This is a genomic window from Metabacillus herbersteinensis (genome assembly GCF_042433335.1).
Classification (GTDB): domain Bacteria; phylum Bacillota; class Bacilli; order Bacillales; family Bacillaceae; genus Metabacillus; species Metabacillus herbersteinensis.
The window spans coordinates 121,381-138,221 of record NZ_JBHLVO010000004.1; the positions used below are offsets into that span (position 1 = coordinate 121,381).

Genomic DNA, 16,841 nt, shown 5'->3' on the forward strand with positions numbered 1-16,841 from the left:
CTTTATGTTTGTAATGGAGGTATGGATAATGAAGGAACAAGTTGTTAATGTAATAGGAGCAGGACTCGCGGGAAGTGAAGCCGCTTGGCAGCTTGCTAACAGAGGAGTAAAAGTTAATTTATACGAAATGAGACCAGTGAAAAAAACCCCTGCCCACCATACAGACAAGTTTGCTGAGCTAGTATGTAGCAATTCACTAAGGGCAAACACCCTCACGAATGCTGTTGGTGTATTAAAGGAAGAAATGAGAATTCTTGATTCGGTTATCATTAAATCTGCGGATGATTGTGCAGTTCCAGCAGGTGGAGCGTTAGCGGTCGATCGTCATGAGTTCGCTGACAAAGTGACAGAACGAGTAAAAGAACATCCTAATGTTACGGTTTTGAATGAAGAAGTAGTCGAAATTCCTTTAGGACCAACTATCATCGCGACAGGACCTTTAACGTCGAAATCCTTATCAGAGCAACTAAAGACCTTAACAGGTGAAGAGTACTTGTATTTTTACGATGCTGCAGCTCCAATTATTGAAAAAGATAGCATCGATATGAACAAGGTCTATTTGAAATCCCGTTATGATAAGGGAGAAGCAGCTTATTTGAACTGCCCAATGACAGAAGAGGAATTTGATCGTTTTTATGAGGCGTTAATCTCTGCAGAAACTGTTCCGTTAAAGGAATTCGAAAAAGAAATCTTTTTTGAAGGCTGTATGCCAATTGAAGTAATGGCTCAAAGAGGAAGAAAAACAATGTTATTCGGCCCTCTAAAACCAGTAGGTCTGGAAGATCCGAAAACAGATAAACGTCCTTTTGCTGTTATTCAGCTTAGACAGGATGATGCAGCAGGAACACTCTACAACATTGTTGGTTTTCAGACACATTTAAAATGGGGCCCACAAAAAGAAGTCATCTCTCTTATCCCTGGACTAGAGAACGCTGAGATTGTCAGGTATGGTGTAATGCACAGAAATACTTTCATTAATTCACCAAACCTATTAAATGCTACTTATCAATCTAAAAATCGATCAGATCTTTTCTTTGCAGGTCAAATGACAGGTGTTGAGGGCTATGTAGAATCAGCGGCATCAGGCCTTCTCGCTGGAATTAATGCGGCTCATCTCGTTTTAGGAAAAGAGTTAATTGAATTTCCTCACGAAACAGCTATCGGAAGTATGGCTAGGTACATTACAACAACTAATGGTAAAAATTTTCAACCGATGAACGCAAATTTTGGTTTATTCGCTGACCTTCCAGTTCGTATCAAAAACAAAAAAGAACGGAATGAAACGCTCGCTAACAGAGCCTTAGAAACAATTCAAAAAATTGCGAAAAAATTATAAAAACCATTTGCAAGGGCTATTAAATGTGTGATAACATTTAGTAGCCCTTGTGAGGTGTTAACATGGAAAATCAGGGAAATGTTAAGAATTCATTAAATTTCTTCGTAGAATATTTACAAATTGAAAAAAATTATTCACAATATACAATTGTGAATTATGTTACTGATATAAAGGATTTTTTTTCCTTTATGAATGAGCAGGCAATTGATCAGGTTGAGAAAGTAACGTACACGGATACCCGTTTATACTTAACCCAGTTACATAAAAAAAATTTTGCTAGAAAATCAATTTCGAGAAAAATTTCATCTTTACGAAGCCTTTACAAATTTCTTCTAAGGGAAAAGCTTGTCACTGAAAACCCTTTTGCGCTTGTCTCATTGCCAAAACAAGAACAAAAAATTCCTCAATTCTTATATGAGGAAGAACTTGAGAAGCTTTTTACAGTCTCAGATCTTTCAACACCTATTGGTCAAAGAAACCAAGCAATACTAGAGGTTTTGTATGGTGCTGGGATTCGAGTAAGTGAATGTTGTAAGATTACCAAAGCTGATCTTGATTTTTCAATCGGCACAGTACTTGTTCAAGGTAAGGGTAGCAAGCAAAGATATGTTCCATTTGGGAGCTTTGCACAGGATGCTTTAGAATTATATCTTTCTGAAGGAAGAAATGAATTAACAAAGCATCTTAAGCCTAGTGAAGAACACTCTGTACTTTTTGTTAATCATCGTGGGGGGCCGTTAACTGTGGGAGGAGTTAGACATGTCCTTAACGAGCTAATTAAACACACTTCATCAATTATTCATATCAATCCTCATATGTTTAGGCATACCTTTGCAACGCATTTGCTGAACGCAGGAGCAGATATGAGAAGTGTGCAAGAATTATTAGGACACGAACATCTTTCATCTACACAGATCTATACACATGTAACGAAAGACCACCTAAGGAAAATTTATATGTCCCATCACCCGCGAGCATAGCCTTTAAAACTAGGGAGGTAGAAACATGTCTCAATTTCATGCGACAACGATATTTGCTATTCAACATAATGACAGATGTGCGATGGCTGGAGATGGCCAAGTAACGTTCGGAAATGCTGTAGTGATGAAGCATACAGCAAAAAAAGTACGAAAGCTATTCAATGGAAAAGTTGTGGCTGGTTTTGCAGGATCTGTTGCAGACGCTTTTACTTTATTTGAGCTGTTTGAAAGCAGGCTCGAAGAATACAATGGCAACTTGCAACGAGCAGCAGTCGAGTTAGCAAAAGAGTGGCGAAGTGACAAGGTATTAAGAAGGCTTGAAGCCATGTTAATTGTCATGAACAAAGAGGATATTTTACTTATCTCTGGAACTGGTGAAGTTATTGAGCCTGATGATGGGATTTTAGCAATTGGATCGGGTGGGAACTACGCATTATCTGCTGGAAGAGCGTTGAAACGTTTCGCTGGAGATAATCTTTCGGCAAAGGACATTGCGGAAGGTGCTTTGAAAATTGCTGGAGAAATCTGTGTCTATACAAATGATAATATTATTGTCGAAGAACTTTAACTAAGGGGGCAATTAAGGTGAATAAAGAACTTACACCCAAACAGATTGTTGAACGTTTAGATCAATATATAGTAGGGCAAAAAGATGCAAAAAAAGCAGTGGCTGTTGCTTTGCGCAATCGTTATCGTAGAAGTATGTTAGATGAAAAACTTCGAGAAGAAATTGTCCCTAAAAATATTTTAATGATCGGTCCTACAGGCGTTGGAAAAACAGAAATTGCAAGAAGAATTGCAAAACTAGTGGGTGCACCCTTTATCAAAGTTGAAGCGACAAAATTTACAGAAGTTGGATATGTGGGTAGAGATGTTGAGTCGATGGTACGTGATTTAGTAGAGACTTCTGTTCGAATCGTAAAAGAAGACAAAATGTCTGAAGTTAAAGGATTAGCTGAAGAAAATGCGAATAAACGCCTCGTAGAACTTCTTGTTCCGGGAAAAAAGAAGCAAACAGCTTACAAAAATCCACTAGAAATGCTTTTTGGTGGGAACCAGGGTAATCAAGAGCAAGAAGAACCAAGTGAAGAAGTAAATGTAGAAGAAAAACGACGTAAGATTGCACATCAACTTGCATTAGGTGAGCTTGAAGATCACTATGTGAACGTAGAAGTTGAGGAACAACAAGCCTCAATGTTTGATATGCTACAAGGTTCAGGTATGGAACAAATGGGTATGAATATGCAAGATGCTTTTAGTAACTTGATGCCTAAGAAAAAGAAAAAAAGAAAGTTAACCGTAAAAGAAGCACGAAAAGTAATTACAAGCGAAGAGGCTGCAAAACTGATTGATATGGATGAAGTCACACAAGATGCGGTTAGACGTGCTGAGCAAACAGGTATTATTTTTATAGATGAAATTGATAAAATTGCGAGTAAATCTAATGGTGGATCTTCAGCAGATGTGTCACGAGAGGGAGTCCAACGCGATATTTTACCAATAGTTGAAGGTTCAACAGTTGTCACTAAGTATGGGCCTGTTAAAACAGATCATGTTTTGTTTGTTGCAGCAGGTGCTTTTCATATTGCCAAACCATCTGATTTAATTCCAGAATTGCAAGGTAGATTTCCAATCCGTGTTGAACTAACCAAGCTAAGTGTTGAAGACTTTGTTCGAATTTTAGTGGAGCTTGATAATGCATTAATTAAACAATATCAAGCATTATTGTTTACAGAAGGTATACAACTTGAATTTTCTGACGATGCTATTCGTAAGCTCGCAGAAGTAGCTTTTGAAGTTAATCAAGATACAGATAATATCGGAGCACGAAGATTACATACGATCTTAGAGCGTCTTTTAGAAGATTTGTCATTTGAAGCACCCGATATTAATTTAGATAAAATCTTGATTACTCCGCAATACGTTGATGAAAAACTCAATAAAATTGCTAAAAATAAAGATTTAAGTCAATTTATTTTATAAAAAATAGCTTATAAACGTTTTAAACGTTACAGGAGGAACCAATCAATGGCTTTATTACAAAAAACACGTAAAATTAATGCTTTGTTACAAAAATCAGCTGGTAAACCAGTTAACTTCAAGGAAATGGCTGAAACACTTAGTGATGTGATTGAAGCTAACATTTTCGTATTAAGTCGACGAGGAAAACTTTTAGGATTTGCAATAAATCAAAAGATTGAAAACGACCGTATGGTAAAAATGCTTGAAGATCGTCAGTTCCCAGAAGAATATACACAAAACTTATTCAACATTTCTGAAACTTCTTCTAATTTGGATTTTTCCAGTGAATACACGGCATTCCCAGTTGAAAACAGGGAATTGTTTAAAGAGGGTTTAACGACAATTGTTCCAATTATCGGTGGTGGAGATAGACTTGGTACATTAATTTTAGCAAGAATTCAAGCTCAATTTGAAGATGACGATCTAATCTTAGCTGAGTACGGTGCAACGGTTGTAGGGATGGAAATTCTTCGAGAGAAAGCAGAAGAAATTGAAGATGAAGCTAGAAGCAAAGCTGTTGTTCAAATGGCAATTAGCTCATTGTCATATAGTGAATTAGAGGCAATTGAACATATTTTTGAAGAACTCAACGGAAATGAAGGACTGCTTGTGGCAAGTAAGATAGCAGACCGCGTTGGAATTACACGTTCTGTTATCGTAAATGCACTGCGTAAACTTGAAAGTGCTGGAGTTATTGAATCCCGCTCATTAGGTATGAAAGGCACATATATCAAAGTTCTTAACAATAAATTCTTACTAGAACTTGAAAAACTGAAATCAAACTAATTAGCTACAAAAGCCCGACATCCTGTGCGTCAATAGGGGACGTCAAAACATTACCTTACAGTTCAAAAATATAATAATTTATTAAACAAAAAACACTTCAGACATCTGAAGTGTTTTTTTGTCGAATTGTAAAGCCAATTGTTAACGGCAAAATGTATAAAATTTAATTTTACCAAAATATAAACAATGTTTTCTGTATCTATAGTATGATAACTTGATGGTATTGCAAAAAAACACTAGAACTTCCTGCGCTAAACACGACAAGAATCGCCATTACAATCGACGAAATCTTCTGAAATATAGGTCTATTTTTATAGTCCTATAGTCCTGTTATAAAAATAGATATAATTTCCGACTTTTTTTTACAAAGTCTTAATAGACTTTAAGACTATTATTTCTTACAATTACATTAGATAAAAATAACATATTTCGACATAATACGATTCGTTAATAGATTTCATTTTATGGGGGATATCATTGAAAATTTTTTCGAACACACTAAATTCATTAGAAAATGCAATTAATTATTCATCTATGAAACAGAAAACGATCGCAAACAACATAGCAAATGTTGATACACCAAATTACAAAGCTAAAGATGTAAAGTTTAGTCAATCACTTACAAATGAAATGCAAAAGTTAGACGCATATAAATCAGATCATCGACATGTTGACTTCTCTTCTACAAAATCACAGTTCAATGTTTATACCAAAACGAATTCTACCTATCAACAAAACGGAAATAATGTAGATATCGACCAAGAGATGGCGAATATGGCTAAAAACCAAATTCACTTTAACGCATTAGTTGATCGTATCAGTGGGAAATACACATCGCTTAAAACTGTTATACAGGGTGGTAGATAAACATGGCAATTTTTCAAAATCTTAGTACTTCAGCCTCAGCACTAACTGCCCAACGACTTAGAATGGATGTCATCTCTTCGAATATGGCTAATATTGATACAACTAGAGGATCGTATGTGGATGGTGGGTGGCAACCTTACCGTCGCAAAATGGTCGAAACCCAACCACAAGGTGCCGAGTTCTCATCATATCTAAATAAAGCGATGGACAATGGACATGGTGTTGGTGGCGGGGTTAAGGTAACAAAGATTGTAGAAGATGAAACACCCTTTAAGTTAGTATTTGATCCAGAACATCCAGATGCCAACGAAGAAGGCTATGTATCTCTCCCAAATGTTGACCCTCTTAAAGAAATGGTTGATATTATGAGTAGTACCCGTTCATACGAAGCAAATGTAACCGTGTTTAATGCTTCAAAAAGCATGTTAATGAAAGCTCTAGAAATTGGAAAGTAAGGTGAACAGTCATGATTAACCGGGTAACTCCATTTCAAATACAACCTGGACAACCATTACCTCAAACAACTAACAGCAATCCCATAAGTGAACCAAAAACAAGTTTCTCAGAGATTCTAAAGCAATCAATTAATGAAGTAAACACAGCTCAAAATGAGTCAGATAAAATGACTGATGCACTTGCTTCCGGAAAAAATGTCGAATTGCATGACGTAATGATCTCGGCTGAAAAAGCGAGCGTAATGATGGTTACAGCAATCGAAGTTCGCAACAAAGCGATTGAAGCATACCAAGAGATGATGAGAATGCAAGTCTAGATTACGTTACTACTTGTTCTTAGACACTTAAGAACGGTTCATGGTAACTAAGTAATGTTGATGTCATCATAACCGGGGGATTACGAAGAATGAATGAAAAGTTAATGGCCTCAAAAAACAAGGCCAAAGAAATGTGGAATAACCGAACAAAGTTGCAAAGAGGAATAATAATTGGTGGGGCTGCCCTCTTTATAGTGGCCATTATTCTTATCTCAATTTGGGCTGCTAAACCTAGTTTGGTTCCTTTATATAAAAACCTTTCTCCTCTCGAAACTGGCCAAATAAAAGAAACGTTAGATGCTAGAGGAATACAGTCTGAAATTGCAGATAACGGTGCAACAATTATGGTTCCTTCAGAGCAAGTGGATACGCTTAAAGTAGAACTTGCAGCAGAAGGTGTTCCAGACAGTGGAACGATTGATTACTCGTTTTTTGGAGAAAATGCTGGTTTCGGAATGACTGATAATGAATTTGACGTATTAAAGCTTAAAGCAACACAAACGGAATTAGTTAATCTTATGAAAGGCATCGAAGGAGTAAACGATGCAAACGTCATGATTAACTTACCTCAAGAGTCCGTTTTTGTTGGTGAAAAAACAGAAGGCTCTTCAGCTTCAATTGTCTTGAATCTGAAGCCAGGTCACAAGTTAGATCAAGCAAAGGTAAACGCACTTTATCATTTGGTGTCAAAAAGTGTGCCAAACCTTTCTACTGACAATATCGTCATTATGGATCAAAACTTTGATTATTATGACTTAAATAAAGATGAAAATTCTGCAACGGTTGCGAGTTTTTCAACACAACAAGATATTAAAGATGAGATTGAACGCGATATTCAACGAGAAGTCCAAAAAATGCTCGGAACGATGATGGGGCAAGACAAAGTGGTTGTTTCAGTCACTACTGATATAGACTTTACCCAAGAAAACAGAGAAGAAAACCTAGTTGAGCCAGTTGATGAGGAAAATATGGAAGGCCTTTCAGTTAGCGTGGAGAGGATTACCGAAACCTTTACAGGTGATGGTGCAGCTGCAGGTGGATTAACTGGTACGGGTGAAGATGACATTCCAAATTATGAAGCTGCAGGCGCTGAGGGTAACGGGGACTATGAGCGAATTGAAGAACGTGTTAACAATGAAGTAAATCGAATAAAAAAACAAATTGTTGAAAGTCCTTATAAAGTACGTGATCTAGGAATTCAAGTAATGGTTGAACCACCAAATCCTGAAGATCCCCTTACTTTCCCTCAGGAGAGAGAGGATGACATCGAACAAATTCTATCAACAATTGTTCGTACATCGATTGATAAGGGCTTTAATGAAGAGCCATTAACTGAAGACGAAATCGGTGAAAAAATAGTCGTATCTGTTCAACCTTTCGCAGGTAAACAAACATTTGAAGAGGCTGAGGTACCTACAATTCCAATTTGGATTTACGTTGTAGCCGGTGTCCTTCTAATTGTCATAATTCTATTATTGGTTTTATTATTCCGTAAACGTAAGCAAGAAGAAGAAATTGTTGAAGATGAAGAATTAACAATAAATGAACCAATACGAGTACAAGATATTAATAAAGAAGTAGAAACAGAAGGAACAGTTCGTAAAAAGCAGCTTGAAGCGATGGCGAAAGAAAAGCCAGAAGACTTTGCGAAGCTTTTACGCTCATGGATATCGGAAGAGTAGGAGGACCTAAAGGTATGGCAAGAAGAGATATACAAGAAAAATTAACTGGTAAACAGAAGGCAGCTATCCTCTTAATCTCATTAGGTCCTGATGTCTCTGCAGCTGTTTATAAGCATCTATCAGAAGAGGAAATTGAAAAACTAACGTTAGAAATATCTGGCGTTCGAAAAGTTGAAGCACAAAAAAAGGAAGAAATCATCGAGGAGTTTCACGATATAGCTATGGCTCAAGATTTTATCTCACAAGGTGGAATTGCCTATGCCAAACAAGTCCTTGAAAAGGCACTAGGTGAAGAGCGTGCGACAAATATCATTCACCGACTCACGTCATCATTGCAAGTCAGACCATTTGATTTTGCTAGAAAAGCAGATCCAAATCAAATTTTGAATTTTATTCAAACAGAACATCCACAAACGATTGCGTTGATTCTATCTTACCTAGAGCCAACCCAATCTGGGCAGATTTTGTCTGAACTACCACAAGAGGTACAAGCAGATATTGCTAGAAGAATTGCTGTCATGGATCGAACTTCACCTGAAATTATTAATGAGGTAGAACAGATACTTGAACGAAAGCTTTCTTCGACAGTCACACAGGATTATACACAAACGGGTGGTATTGAAGCGGTCGTTGAGGTTTTAAATGGAGTAGATCGTAGTACGGAGAAGACAATTCTTGACTCATTAGAAATTCAAGACCCAGAACTTGCAGAAGAAATTAAGAAAAGAATGTTCGTCTTTGAAGATATCGTGACGCTTGATAGTCGAGCAATTCAACGTGTAATCCGCGATGTTGAAAATGATGACTTAATGCTATCACTAAAGGTTGCAAGTGAAGAAGTGAAAGAAATCGTCTATAAAAATATGTCCAAGCGTATGGTCGATACATTTAAAGAAGAAATGGAGTACATGGGTCCGGTAAGGTTACGCGATGTAGAGGAAGCACAATCTAGAATCGTTAGCGTTATCCGTAGGTTAGAAGAAGCTGGTGAAATCGTAATTGCTCGTGGAGGAGGAGATGACATCATTGTCTAGGTTAATTAAATCTCAATTTACTAACCGCAATGATCGAGAAAAGTTTTCCATTTCAGTTAATACAGTCCGCGATCTCCTAGAAGATAGCATAGAAACTGTTGATCCATCTGTATCTCTCCGTGCACAAAAAGTGATACATAATGCTGAAAACGAAGCAAAAGAATTAATCCAGCGTTCACATCAACAACTGGATGAAGTATTGAGAAGCATTGACCAAGAGCGTGCGGCTTGGCAAGAGGAACGTGAACTCATAATTGAACAAGCTAAGCAAGAAGGGTATGCAGAAGGATTAGAACTAGGCAGGCAAGAAGCTGAAAGAATGCATGTAGAATTTATAGAGGAATCTAGGAAGATTGTGACTTTAGCAAAACAAGATTACGAAGATAAAGTCCAATCTGCTGAAGAAACAATCCTTACATTATCTGTTAAACTCGCTGAAAAAATCCTTGCATCTGAAATTGACCAATCACAAGAACGTTTTACTGAGATTATAAAAAAAGCTCTAAAAGAAGTAAAAGAATATGTAGATATAAAAATTCATGTTCATCCTATAAATTATCAGCTACTATTGTCTCAAAAAACTGAGCTTACATTATTAATAACAAATGAATCAGATCTACTCATTTATGCAGACGAAGAGATGGACGAAAAAAGTTGCTATATCGAATCCCCTTTTGGACGAATTGATGCAAGTATTGATACACAGCTTCAACAGTTAAAGGATCAACTATTGCTAATCCTCAGAGAGGACTGATTCAGGATGAATGCTGCAGACTTAATACACGAAATCGATGGCTTAGATTCATATAAACGTTTTGGAAAAGTAAAAAGAGTAGTCGGATTAATGATTGAATCTAGGGGACCAGAAAGCTCAATTGGTGACTTGTGTTACATTTATACAGGCTCAAAAAAAACAACAAAAATTCCAGCTGAAGTGGTCGGGTTTAAAGATGAAAATGTATTACTAATGCCATTTTTACAAGTAACGAACCTCTCTCCAGGAAGTATTGTTGAGGCTACCCAAGATTCACTAAAAATTAAGGTTGGTTCTAACTTAATTGGAAAAGTGATTGATGCATTTGGTCACCCTTTAGACGAATCTAGTCTTCCAAAGGGGTTAACATCTGTTCCTTCTGATCAATCTCCGCCAAATCCTATGAAACGCCCACCGATCCGAGAGAATATAGAGGTTGGTGTAAGAGTAATTGATAGTTTACTAACAGTTGGAAAAGGACAGCGTGTTGGTATTTTTGCAGGAAGTGGAGTCGGTAAAAGTACCTTAATGGGAATGATTTCTCGTAATACGAATGCAGATATCAATGTGATTGCTCTCGTTGGTGAGCGTGGACGGGAAGTTCGCGAGTTTATTGAAAAAGATCTCGGACCAGAAGGACTAGCACGTTCGATTGTGATTGTGGCTACATCAGATCAGCCAGCACTAATGAGGATAAAAGCTGCATACACAGCGACAGCGGTCGCAGAATATTTTCGTGATAAAGGGCTAAATGTCATGTTCATGATGGACTCTGTTACACGTGTTGCTATGGCACAACGTGAAATTGGTCTTGCTGTAGGTGAACCTCCAACTACTAAAGGATATACGCCATCCGTTTTTGCAATTTTGCCAAAGCTATTAGAAAGAACCGGTACAAATGAACACGGAACCATTACCGCTTTTTACACGGTACTCGTCGATGGTGATGATATGAATGAACCTATAGCAGACACTGTTCGAGGTATACTCGACGGTCATATCGTTCTTGATCGCCAACTAGCTAATAAAGGTCAATTTCCCGCAATTAACGTTTTAAAAAGTATCAGCCGTGTTATGAACCAAATTGTTACAGATGAACATCGTGTCGCTGCAACTAAGCTTCGTGACTTACTATCAACATACTTAAATTCAGAAGATCTTATAAACATCGGAGCATATAAGCGCGGGTCTTCTCGAGAAATAGATGAAGCAATTCGCTTCTATCCAAAAATCATTTCGTTCCTAAAACAAGAAGTGCATGACAAAATGACGATGGAAGAAAGTATAGTAGCATTAAATCAGTTGATTGAAAAAGGTGAGTTTTAGTGGGGTATCAATATCGGTTTCAAAAAGTGCTAGATTTAAAAGAAAATGAAAAAGAAAAATCGCTTGCTGATTATAACCAATCCGTTCAAGACTTTGAACAAGTGGCTGAGAAACTTTATGACTGTTTAAAGAGAAAAGAAGTTTTAGAAACCTCTACATTAAACAAATTAAACGGTGGAATGTCTGTACAAGAGATTCGACACTTTCAACAATTCGTCACAAATATCGAAAAGACCATCACACATTATCAAAAATTAGTGATGTTAACACGTAATAAAATGAACGAGATGCAAGTAAAACTTATGCAAAAAAACATTGAGGTTAAAAAGTACGAGAATATGAAGGAAAAGCATTTAAACGTATATTTAGATGATCTGAAAGTAGTAGAAAACAAATTTATGGATGATCTATCCATCCAGTCTTATATGAACGCGAGAAATTAGGTGAGATTCGAATGGAGAAAACGGAGAGAGATTACGGTAAGTTTCAATGGTTTTTCTTTGTCATATTTATACCGGTTTTATTTACGCTAATCCTAGTCTCTGTCATCTTAACAATGGCTGGATTTGATCCTTTAGGGAAAACAAAAGACTTTGCGTCAACTCTTCCATTCATAGATAAACTAGTTGAAGAAGAAAAAGTAAATAGTGACACGAACGTGCAAAAAGTATCAGAAAAACTACAGCAAGAACAAACGGGTTTGAAAAAAACGCTTGCAAATCAAAATGCAGACATCAGTGCTCTAGAAAATGACGTTTCGTTAAAGGAAAGTGAAATTGGCCGGTTAAATCAGGAAGTGAAATCTCTAGAAGAACAGATAAAGTTACTTGAAGAATCGAATAAAGAATCAAGCAGTAAGGATATCGCTAAAATTTATGGTGAGATGTCATCTAAGAAAGCTGCAGAAATTATTCCAATATTAGATACTGATGATGCGATGATGATTTTAACATCAATTAAGGATGACCAACTTACAGCTGTTCTAGAAAAAATGACAGCTGAAGATGCTGCTAAATATACGAAGTTGCTTGCAGAACAAATTGAATAGAAGGGAGGTGAAAGAATGAATGTCGCGCCAATTATGCTGATGACTTCTCGTCCCAACCAATTAAAAGCAACAGAACACCAAACATCAATTACAAGATTTAAAGATATGCTTTCAAGTCAACAAAAACCTCTAGAAAGTCCAAAAGTTGATGACATAAAAGTTGAAAGCTTTGAAACGCAATCTCTTGAGGACATTAAAGTGGACATTGAAGAGATCCTGAATGAATTATCTGTTGAGAGTGGAATTTTCGAAGGCTCATTCCAAAACGATCCGGTAATGATGGACCTCTTAAACGGATTGCCCGCTATCTTGAAAACAGAAGTACTAGATTTGATTGAGGGAGCATTTTCCCTAGATGAAATCCTTAATAGCTTAGATGATGGATCAACAATTATTGAAACAACTGCACTTTTACTTGGTATGGAGAAACTTTTGCAACAAACGAAGGCTGATTTTAGTAAAGTAATGCCAAAGCTTAACGAATTGCTACAACATGAATTCTCAAGTTTTGCCAATAGCCAAGTGGACCCTAAAAGCATTTTACAAAGTATAAGTGCGATGAATGATACAGACATAGCTAAACTCGAGACTACTATTTTGAAAGAAAAGGCACTACAAACATCAAAGCAAGAGTATCCCTTACTCGCCATGCAGAGTTTAAATCAACTGAATGAGTCGCCTAACGAAATGAAAGTCGAGAGTATTGAAACACAGTCTCTTAAAGACATTAAAGTGGAAATTGAAAAGATCCTAAATGAGTTATCTGTTGAGAGTGGGATCTTCGAAGGCTCAATCCAAAACGAACCTGTAATGAAGGACCTCCTAAACGGATTGCTTCAACAGGAATTCCCAAGTTTCACAAATAGCCAAATGAACCCTAAAAGCATTTTACCAAGATTAGGTATGATGAATGAAGTAGACTTAGCTAAACTCGAAGCTACTATTTTCGTAGAAAAGGTACTACATACATCAAAGCAAGAGTTTCCGATACTCATGCAGAGTTTAGAGCAATTAAAAGAGTCACCAAATGTAGTCTCCCAATTAATTAGGCAAAAGACTGACACACCACTGTTAAATAAGGTAATTGAAAGTTTCTCCAAAGAACTTAAAGAACGATTTGGAAATGATTCAGTAGATCATGAATTTACTTCAAATAGTAAAGTGATCGATATAACCATTCTCCAAAAGATGTTAAGCAATGTTATATCAGGTTTAAATGAATCTGATCTTCCAAAACAAAGTCAGAAGGAAGAGAATCATTCGACAATTGTATTAAATGAATTCGTTTCTAAGGAATCATTTTTGACGGTCACAAAAGAAAAAATAGATCCCGCTCTAAGACAAGAATTCACAAATCAAGTACTTGAAGCAATGAAAAAAAGCAAATTTGCACAACTAGCTAATAATACGAATCGTTTAACTATTAAATTAAACCCAGAGCATCTAGGGGCATTAACGATAAGATTAATTCAACAAAATGGAGAGATGGTTGCAAAAATCATTGCATCTACACAATCTTCAAAAGAATTACTTGAACATAGCTTACATCAATTAAGACAAGCTCTTCCAAGTCTTAATGTACAAATTGATCGTTTTGAAGTGTTTTCTGAGCCATTTAATAGTTTAAAAGATCAAGCACCAAAAGAAGAAAAACGAGAAAAACAGTTTAATGAATCTGAACAAGAAAGAGACGATGATTCAGAGCAATCGTTTACGGACACTCTGAAAGTCGCGCTAAATACAACCGTATAAGGAGGGTGAAAATGAGCACGACAATCGATCCGAATTTATTTATTTCTAATAAACCTAACACAAAAACATCGGGAGATTCAAACCTAGGAAAAGATGACTTCTTAAAAATCCTAATTGCACAGCTTCAAAATCAAGATCCATTAAAGCCAATGGAAGACAAAGAATTCATTTCACAAATGGCGAATTTTTCTTCATTAGAGCAAATGACAAACATGACAAGTATGATGGAAAAGTTTCTACAATCACAATCTGGACATGAATCGATCCTAAAGTATTCTGAAATGATTGGTAAAAAAGTTGAGTGGACTGAAAAGCAAGACGATCAAGTTGAAACTATTCAAACTGGTGTAGTTAAATCGATTAAACAGTCTACCACCGGAGTTTTACTGGAACTTGATAATGGGAAAGAAATTTCAGCCGACCTCATCTCTAAAATCAGCCAAGCTGAGTAAAGGATGAATGACATGAATTTTCGAATAGACTCTATTCAAAAACACCCACTTGAGTTAATTAACAAGAATAACAAAGCAAAAAGTGATGATTCACCATCCTTTCAAAATGTTTTAACAGAGATTCAAGATCAACAATTAAAAATTAGTAAACACGCTCAGACAAGGCTACATGAAAGGGATATCAATTTTTCAAAGGATGAATGGGCTTTAATTGAGAAAAAAGTGCAAGAAGCACTCCAAAAGGGTGTAAATGATTCACTTGTCCTTGTTAATGAGGCTGCACTTATTATTAATGCAAGAAACAATACAGTAATTACCGCAATGAATCGATCCGAAGCGAAATCGCAAATATTCACAAATATTAATGGAACAATTATCATGGACTAATTTGGTTGGACCTTAAAGGAAGCCATAGTTGTGGAATGACAGAAGCAACAAAGTTCAATTAAATTAAAAATTTTATTCATGAAAAGGGAGAGAAAATTAAATGTTACGTTCAATGTACGCAGGAATAAGTGGAATGAAGAATTTTCAAGTGAAATTAGATGTAATTGGTAACAATATCGCTAATGTAAACACTTATGGATTTAAAAAAGGACGCACCACGTTTAAAGATTTAGTGAACCAACAAATCTCAGTAGCAACTGCTGCAACACAGTTCCGTGGTGGAACAAATTCACAACAAGTAGGATTAGGCTCACAAATTGCTTCAATCGACACGATTCATACAACAGGCTCAACACAAACGACATCACGTACTTTAGATCTTGCTCTAGCAGGAGATGGTTTCTTCCCAGTAGCAACAGTAAAAGACCCTGGTAGAGTAAATGTAGATCGGGGCAATCAAATTGGAGATAATCGTATTCTTGGTGCAATTGATGATGCGTTAGATATGAATTACACAAGAGCGGGAAACTTCTACTTAGATGACAAAGGTTACCTTGTAACGTCAGATGGTATGTTTATCGTTGGTGAATCTGGAGAAAAGTCAGTTCCTACTGATCTTGCAGTTACAAAATCGATTAACGCTCTAAACGCAATAAATAATTTCAATAACCCTTTTAAAGATATGACCGATACGTTAAAAGGGATATCAACTCAAGCGAAAAACTTAATGGATGCTTACAACGAATATTCTGATGCTCAGAGTAATTGGGAAAAGAACGAATCCCCAGAAACTGATGGACCAATGTACGCTGCGATGGAAAGTACACATGATGCTTTAACAACCATTTGGACACAATTTAATGAAAAAGCTGTAACTGATCCAGCGAGTTTTGATGAAGAATTAATTAATTTTAATTCATCTTTATCAACGTTAAATGGTGCAGTAGATGCTTTTAATACAGCAGAGCCAGTTGGACAAATATTCCGAGAAATTACCACTTCCCTACTTCAACTAGAAAATACCTTTCCAGATGATGTAACAGATATAAAGGAGCGTGTTTCTGATCTTGAACTCTCTCAAATGAATGACTTATTGTCTAATTTAGATAACTATATGCTTGATTTAGAAAAAATTGGTCGAACAGTAATCGATTTCGAAAACTTAGCCGAAGAATTACAACAACCACAATGGACTAATGGTTTAAGCGGTGATGCAGGATTAATTCAAATCCCACTAACAGCTAAAAGCTTCAGTATAGGACCAGATGGGACTGTATCTTTTGTGAATAACCAAGGTGAACTCAATATCGCAGGTCAAATTCGAATTGCAAACTTTGCAAATGCTGGTGGTATGGAAAAAGTTGGAGGTAATTTATTTCGTGCATCAGCTAACTCCGGTTCACTAGACCGAAACAATAATGGAATCCAACTTGATGAATTATTGGCTCCAGGTTCAGAGGGTGCTGCTTCAATCGTTGCCGGCACACTCGAAATGTCCAATGTGGACCTGTCGGAAGAATTCACTGAAATGATCGTCGCACAACGTGGATTCCAATCAAATACGAAAATCATCACAACTTCTGATGAAATTCTACAAGAATTAGTTAACTTAAAACGTTAAGTTAGGGGGTAGGGAGTTCACT

General features: G+C 36.5%; 18 protein-coding genes. All 18 read left to right on the top strand.

The genetic code is table 11. From position 1 onward, the window contains the following. The first annotated feature begins 28 nt into the window (after nucleotides 1-28). The 18 genes from trmFO to ACFFIX_RS07550 all read left to right on the top strand — a co-directional run bounded on the left by trmFO (nucleotide 29) and on the right by ACFFIX_RS07550 (nucleotide 16,819). Nucleotides 29-1,336: an FADH(2)-oxidizing methylenetetrahydrofolate--tRNA-(uracil(54)-C(5))-methyltransferase TrmFO gene (trmFO, locus tag ACFFIX_RS07465; RefSeq protein ID WP_378932130.1), complete on the top strand. Its 1,308-nt coding sequence runs from the start codon at nucleotides 29-31 to the stop codon at nucleotides 1,334-1,336. A 62-nt stretch (nucleotides 1,337-1,398) separates the two neighbouring features. Continuing rightward, nucleotides 1,399-2,316, top strand: a complete 918-nt coding sequence (xerC, locus tag ACFFIX_RS07470) for a tyrosine recombinase XerC (protein WP_378932132.1) — start codon at nucleotides 1,399-1,401, stop codon at nucleotides 2,314-2,316. Between the two features lie 25 nt (nucleotides 2,317-2,341). Beyond that, complete coding sequence (gene hslV, locus ACFFIX_RS07475; RefSeq protein ID WP_378932134.1) at nucleotides 2,342-2,884, top strand: ATP-dependent protease subunit HslV; 543 nt, start codon at nucleotides 2,342-2,344, stop codon at nucleotides 2,882-2,884. A 17-nt stretch (nucleotides 2,885-2,901) separates the two neighbouring features. Then, entirely contained in the window at nucleotides 2,902-4,299 is a 1,398-nt protein-coding gene (gene hslU, locus ACFFIX_RS07480; protein ID WP_378932136.1) for an ATP-dependent protease ATPase subunit HslU, read from the top strand. A gap of 45 nt (nucleotides 4,300-4,344) precedes the next feature. Further along, nucleotides 4,345-5,124, top strand: coding sequence for a GTP-sensing pleiotropic transcriptional regulator CodY (gene codY, locus ACFFIX_RS07485; protein WP_378932137.1), 780 nt, complete (start codon nucleotides 4,345-4,347; stop codon nucleotides 5,122-5,124). A 477-nt stretch (nucleotides 5,125-5,601) separates the two neighbouring features. Beyond that, complete coding sequence (flgB, locus tag ACFFIX_RS07490; protein ID WP_378932139.1) at nucleotides 5,602-5,991, top strand: flagellar basal body rod protein FlgB; 390 nt, start codon at nucleotides 5,602-5,604, stop codon at nucleotides 5,989-5,991. Nucleotides 5,992-5,993: 2 nt separating this feature from the next. After that, nucleotides 5,994-6,446, top strand: a complete 453-nt coding sequence (flgC, locus tag ACFFIX_RS07495; RefSeq protein WP_378932141.1) for a flagellar basal body rod protein FlgC — start codon at nucleotides 5,994-5,996, stop codon at nucleotides 6,444-6,446. An 11-nt stretch (nucleotides 6,447-6,457) separates the two neighbouring features. Then, entirely contained in the window at nucleotides 6,458-6,763 is a 306-nt protein-coding gene (gene fliE / locus ACFFIX_RS07500) for a flagellar hook-basal body complex protein FliE (RefSeq protein ID WP_378932143.1), read from the top strand. Nucleotides 6,764-6,852: 89 nt separating this feature from the next. Then, entirely contained in the window at nucleotides 6,853-8,445 is a 1,593-nt protein-coding gene (gene fliF, locus ACFFIX_RS07505; protein ID WP_378932145.1) for a flagellar basal-body MS-ring/collar protein FliF, read from the top strand. A 14-nt stretch (nucleotides 8,446-8,459) separates the two neighbouring features. Further along, nucleotides 8,460-9,479 carry a flagellar motor switch protein FliG gene (fliG, locus tag ACFFIX_RS07510; RefSeq protein ID WP_378932147.1) on the top strand — a complete coding sequence of 340 codons (1,020 nt, stop codon included), beginning with the start codon at nucleotides 8,460-8,462 and terminating at the stop codon, nucleotides 9,477-9,479. Beyond that, nucleotides 9,472-10,233 carry a flagellar assembly protein FliH gene (gene fliH / locus ACFFIX_RS07515; RefSeq protein WP_378932149.1) on the top strand — a complete coding sequence of 254 codons (762 nt, stop codon included), beginning with the start codon at nucleotides 9,472-9,474 and terminating at the stop codon, nucleotides 10,231-10,233. The genes fliG and fliH overlap by 8 nt, the downstream gene beginning before the upstream one ends. Before the next feature lie 6 nt (nucleotides 10,234-10,239). Beyond that, complete coding sequence (gene fliI / locus ACFFIX_RS07520; RefSeq protein ID WP_378932151.1) at nucleotides 10,240-11,559, top strand: flagellar protein export ATPase FliI; 1,320 nt, start codon at nucleotides 10,240-10,242, stop codon at nucleotides 11,557-11,559. Further along, nucleotides 11,559-12,002: a flagellar export protein FliJ gene (gene fliJ / locus ACFFIX_RS07525; RefSeq protein ID WP_378932153.1), complete on the top strand. Its 444-nt coding sequence runs from the start codon at nucleotides 11,559-11,561 to the stop codon at nucleotides 12,000-12,002. Before fliI ends, fliJ begins: the two co-directional genes overlap by 1 nt. Nucleotides 12,003-12,013: 11 nt before the next feature. Next, complete coding sequence (locus ACFFIX_RS07530) at nucleotides 12,014-12,607, top strand: MotE family protein (RefSeq protein WP_378932155.1); 594 nt, start codon at nucleotides 12,014-12,016, stop codon at nucleotides 12,605-12,607. A gap of 15 nt (nucleotides 12,608-12,622) precedes the next feature. Beyond that, on the top strand, nucleotides 12,623-14,359 hold the full coding sequence (locus ACFFIX_RS07535; RefSeq protein ID WP_378932157.1) for a flagellar hook-length control protein FliK: 1,737 nt from the start codon (nucleotides 12,623-12,625) through the stop codon (nucleotides 14,357-14,359). Nucleotides 14,360-14,370: 11 nt separating this feature from the next. Further along, a complete protein-coding gene (gene flgD, locus ACFFIX_RS07540; RefSeq protein ID WP_378932159.1) occupies nucleotides 14,371-14,811 on the top strand; it encodes a flagellar hook assembly protein FlgD in 441 nt (146 codons plus the stop codon). A 12-nt stretch (nucleotides 14,812-14,823) separates the two neighbouring features. Continuing rightward, a complete protein-coding gene (locus tag ACFFIX_RS07545; RefSeq protein WP_378932161.1) occupies nucleotides 14,824-15,198 on the top strand; it encodes a TIGR02530 family flagellar biosynthesis protein in 375 nt (124 codons plus the stop codon). Nucleotides 15,199-15,298: 100 nt separating this feature from the next. Next, on the top strand, nucleotides 15,299-16,819 hold the full coding sequence (locus ACFFIX_RS07550; protein WP_378932162.1) for a flagellar hook-basal body complex protein: 1,521 nt from the start codon (nucleotides 15,299-15,301) through the stop codon (nucleotides 16,817-16,819). The last annotated feature ends 22 nt before the right edge of the window (nucleotides 16,820-16,841 follow it).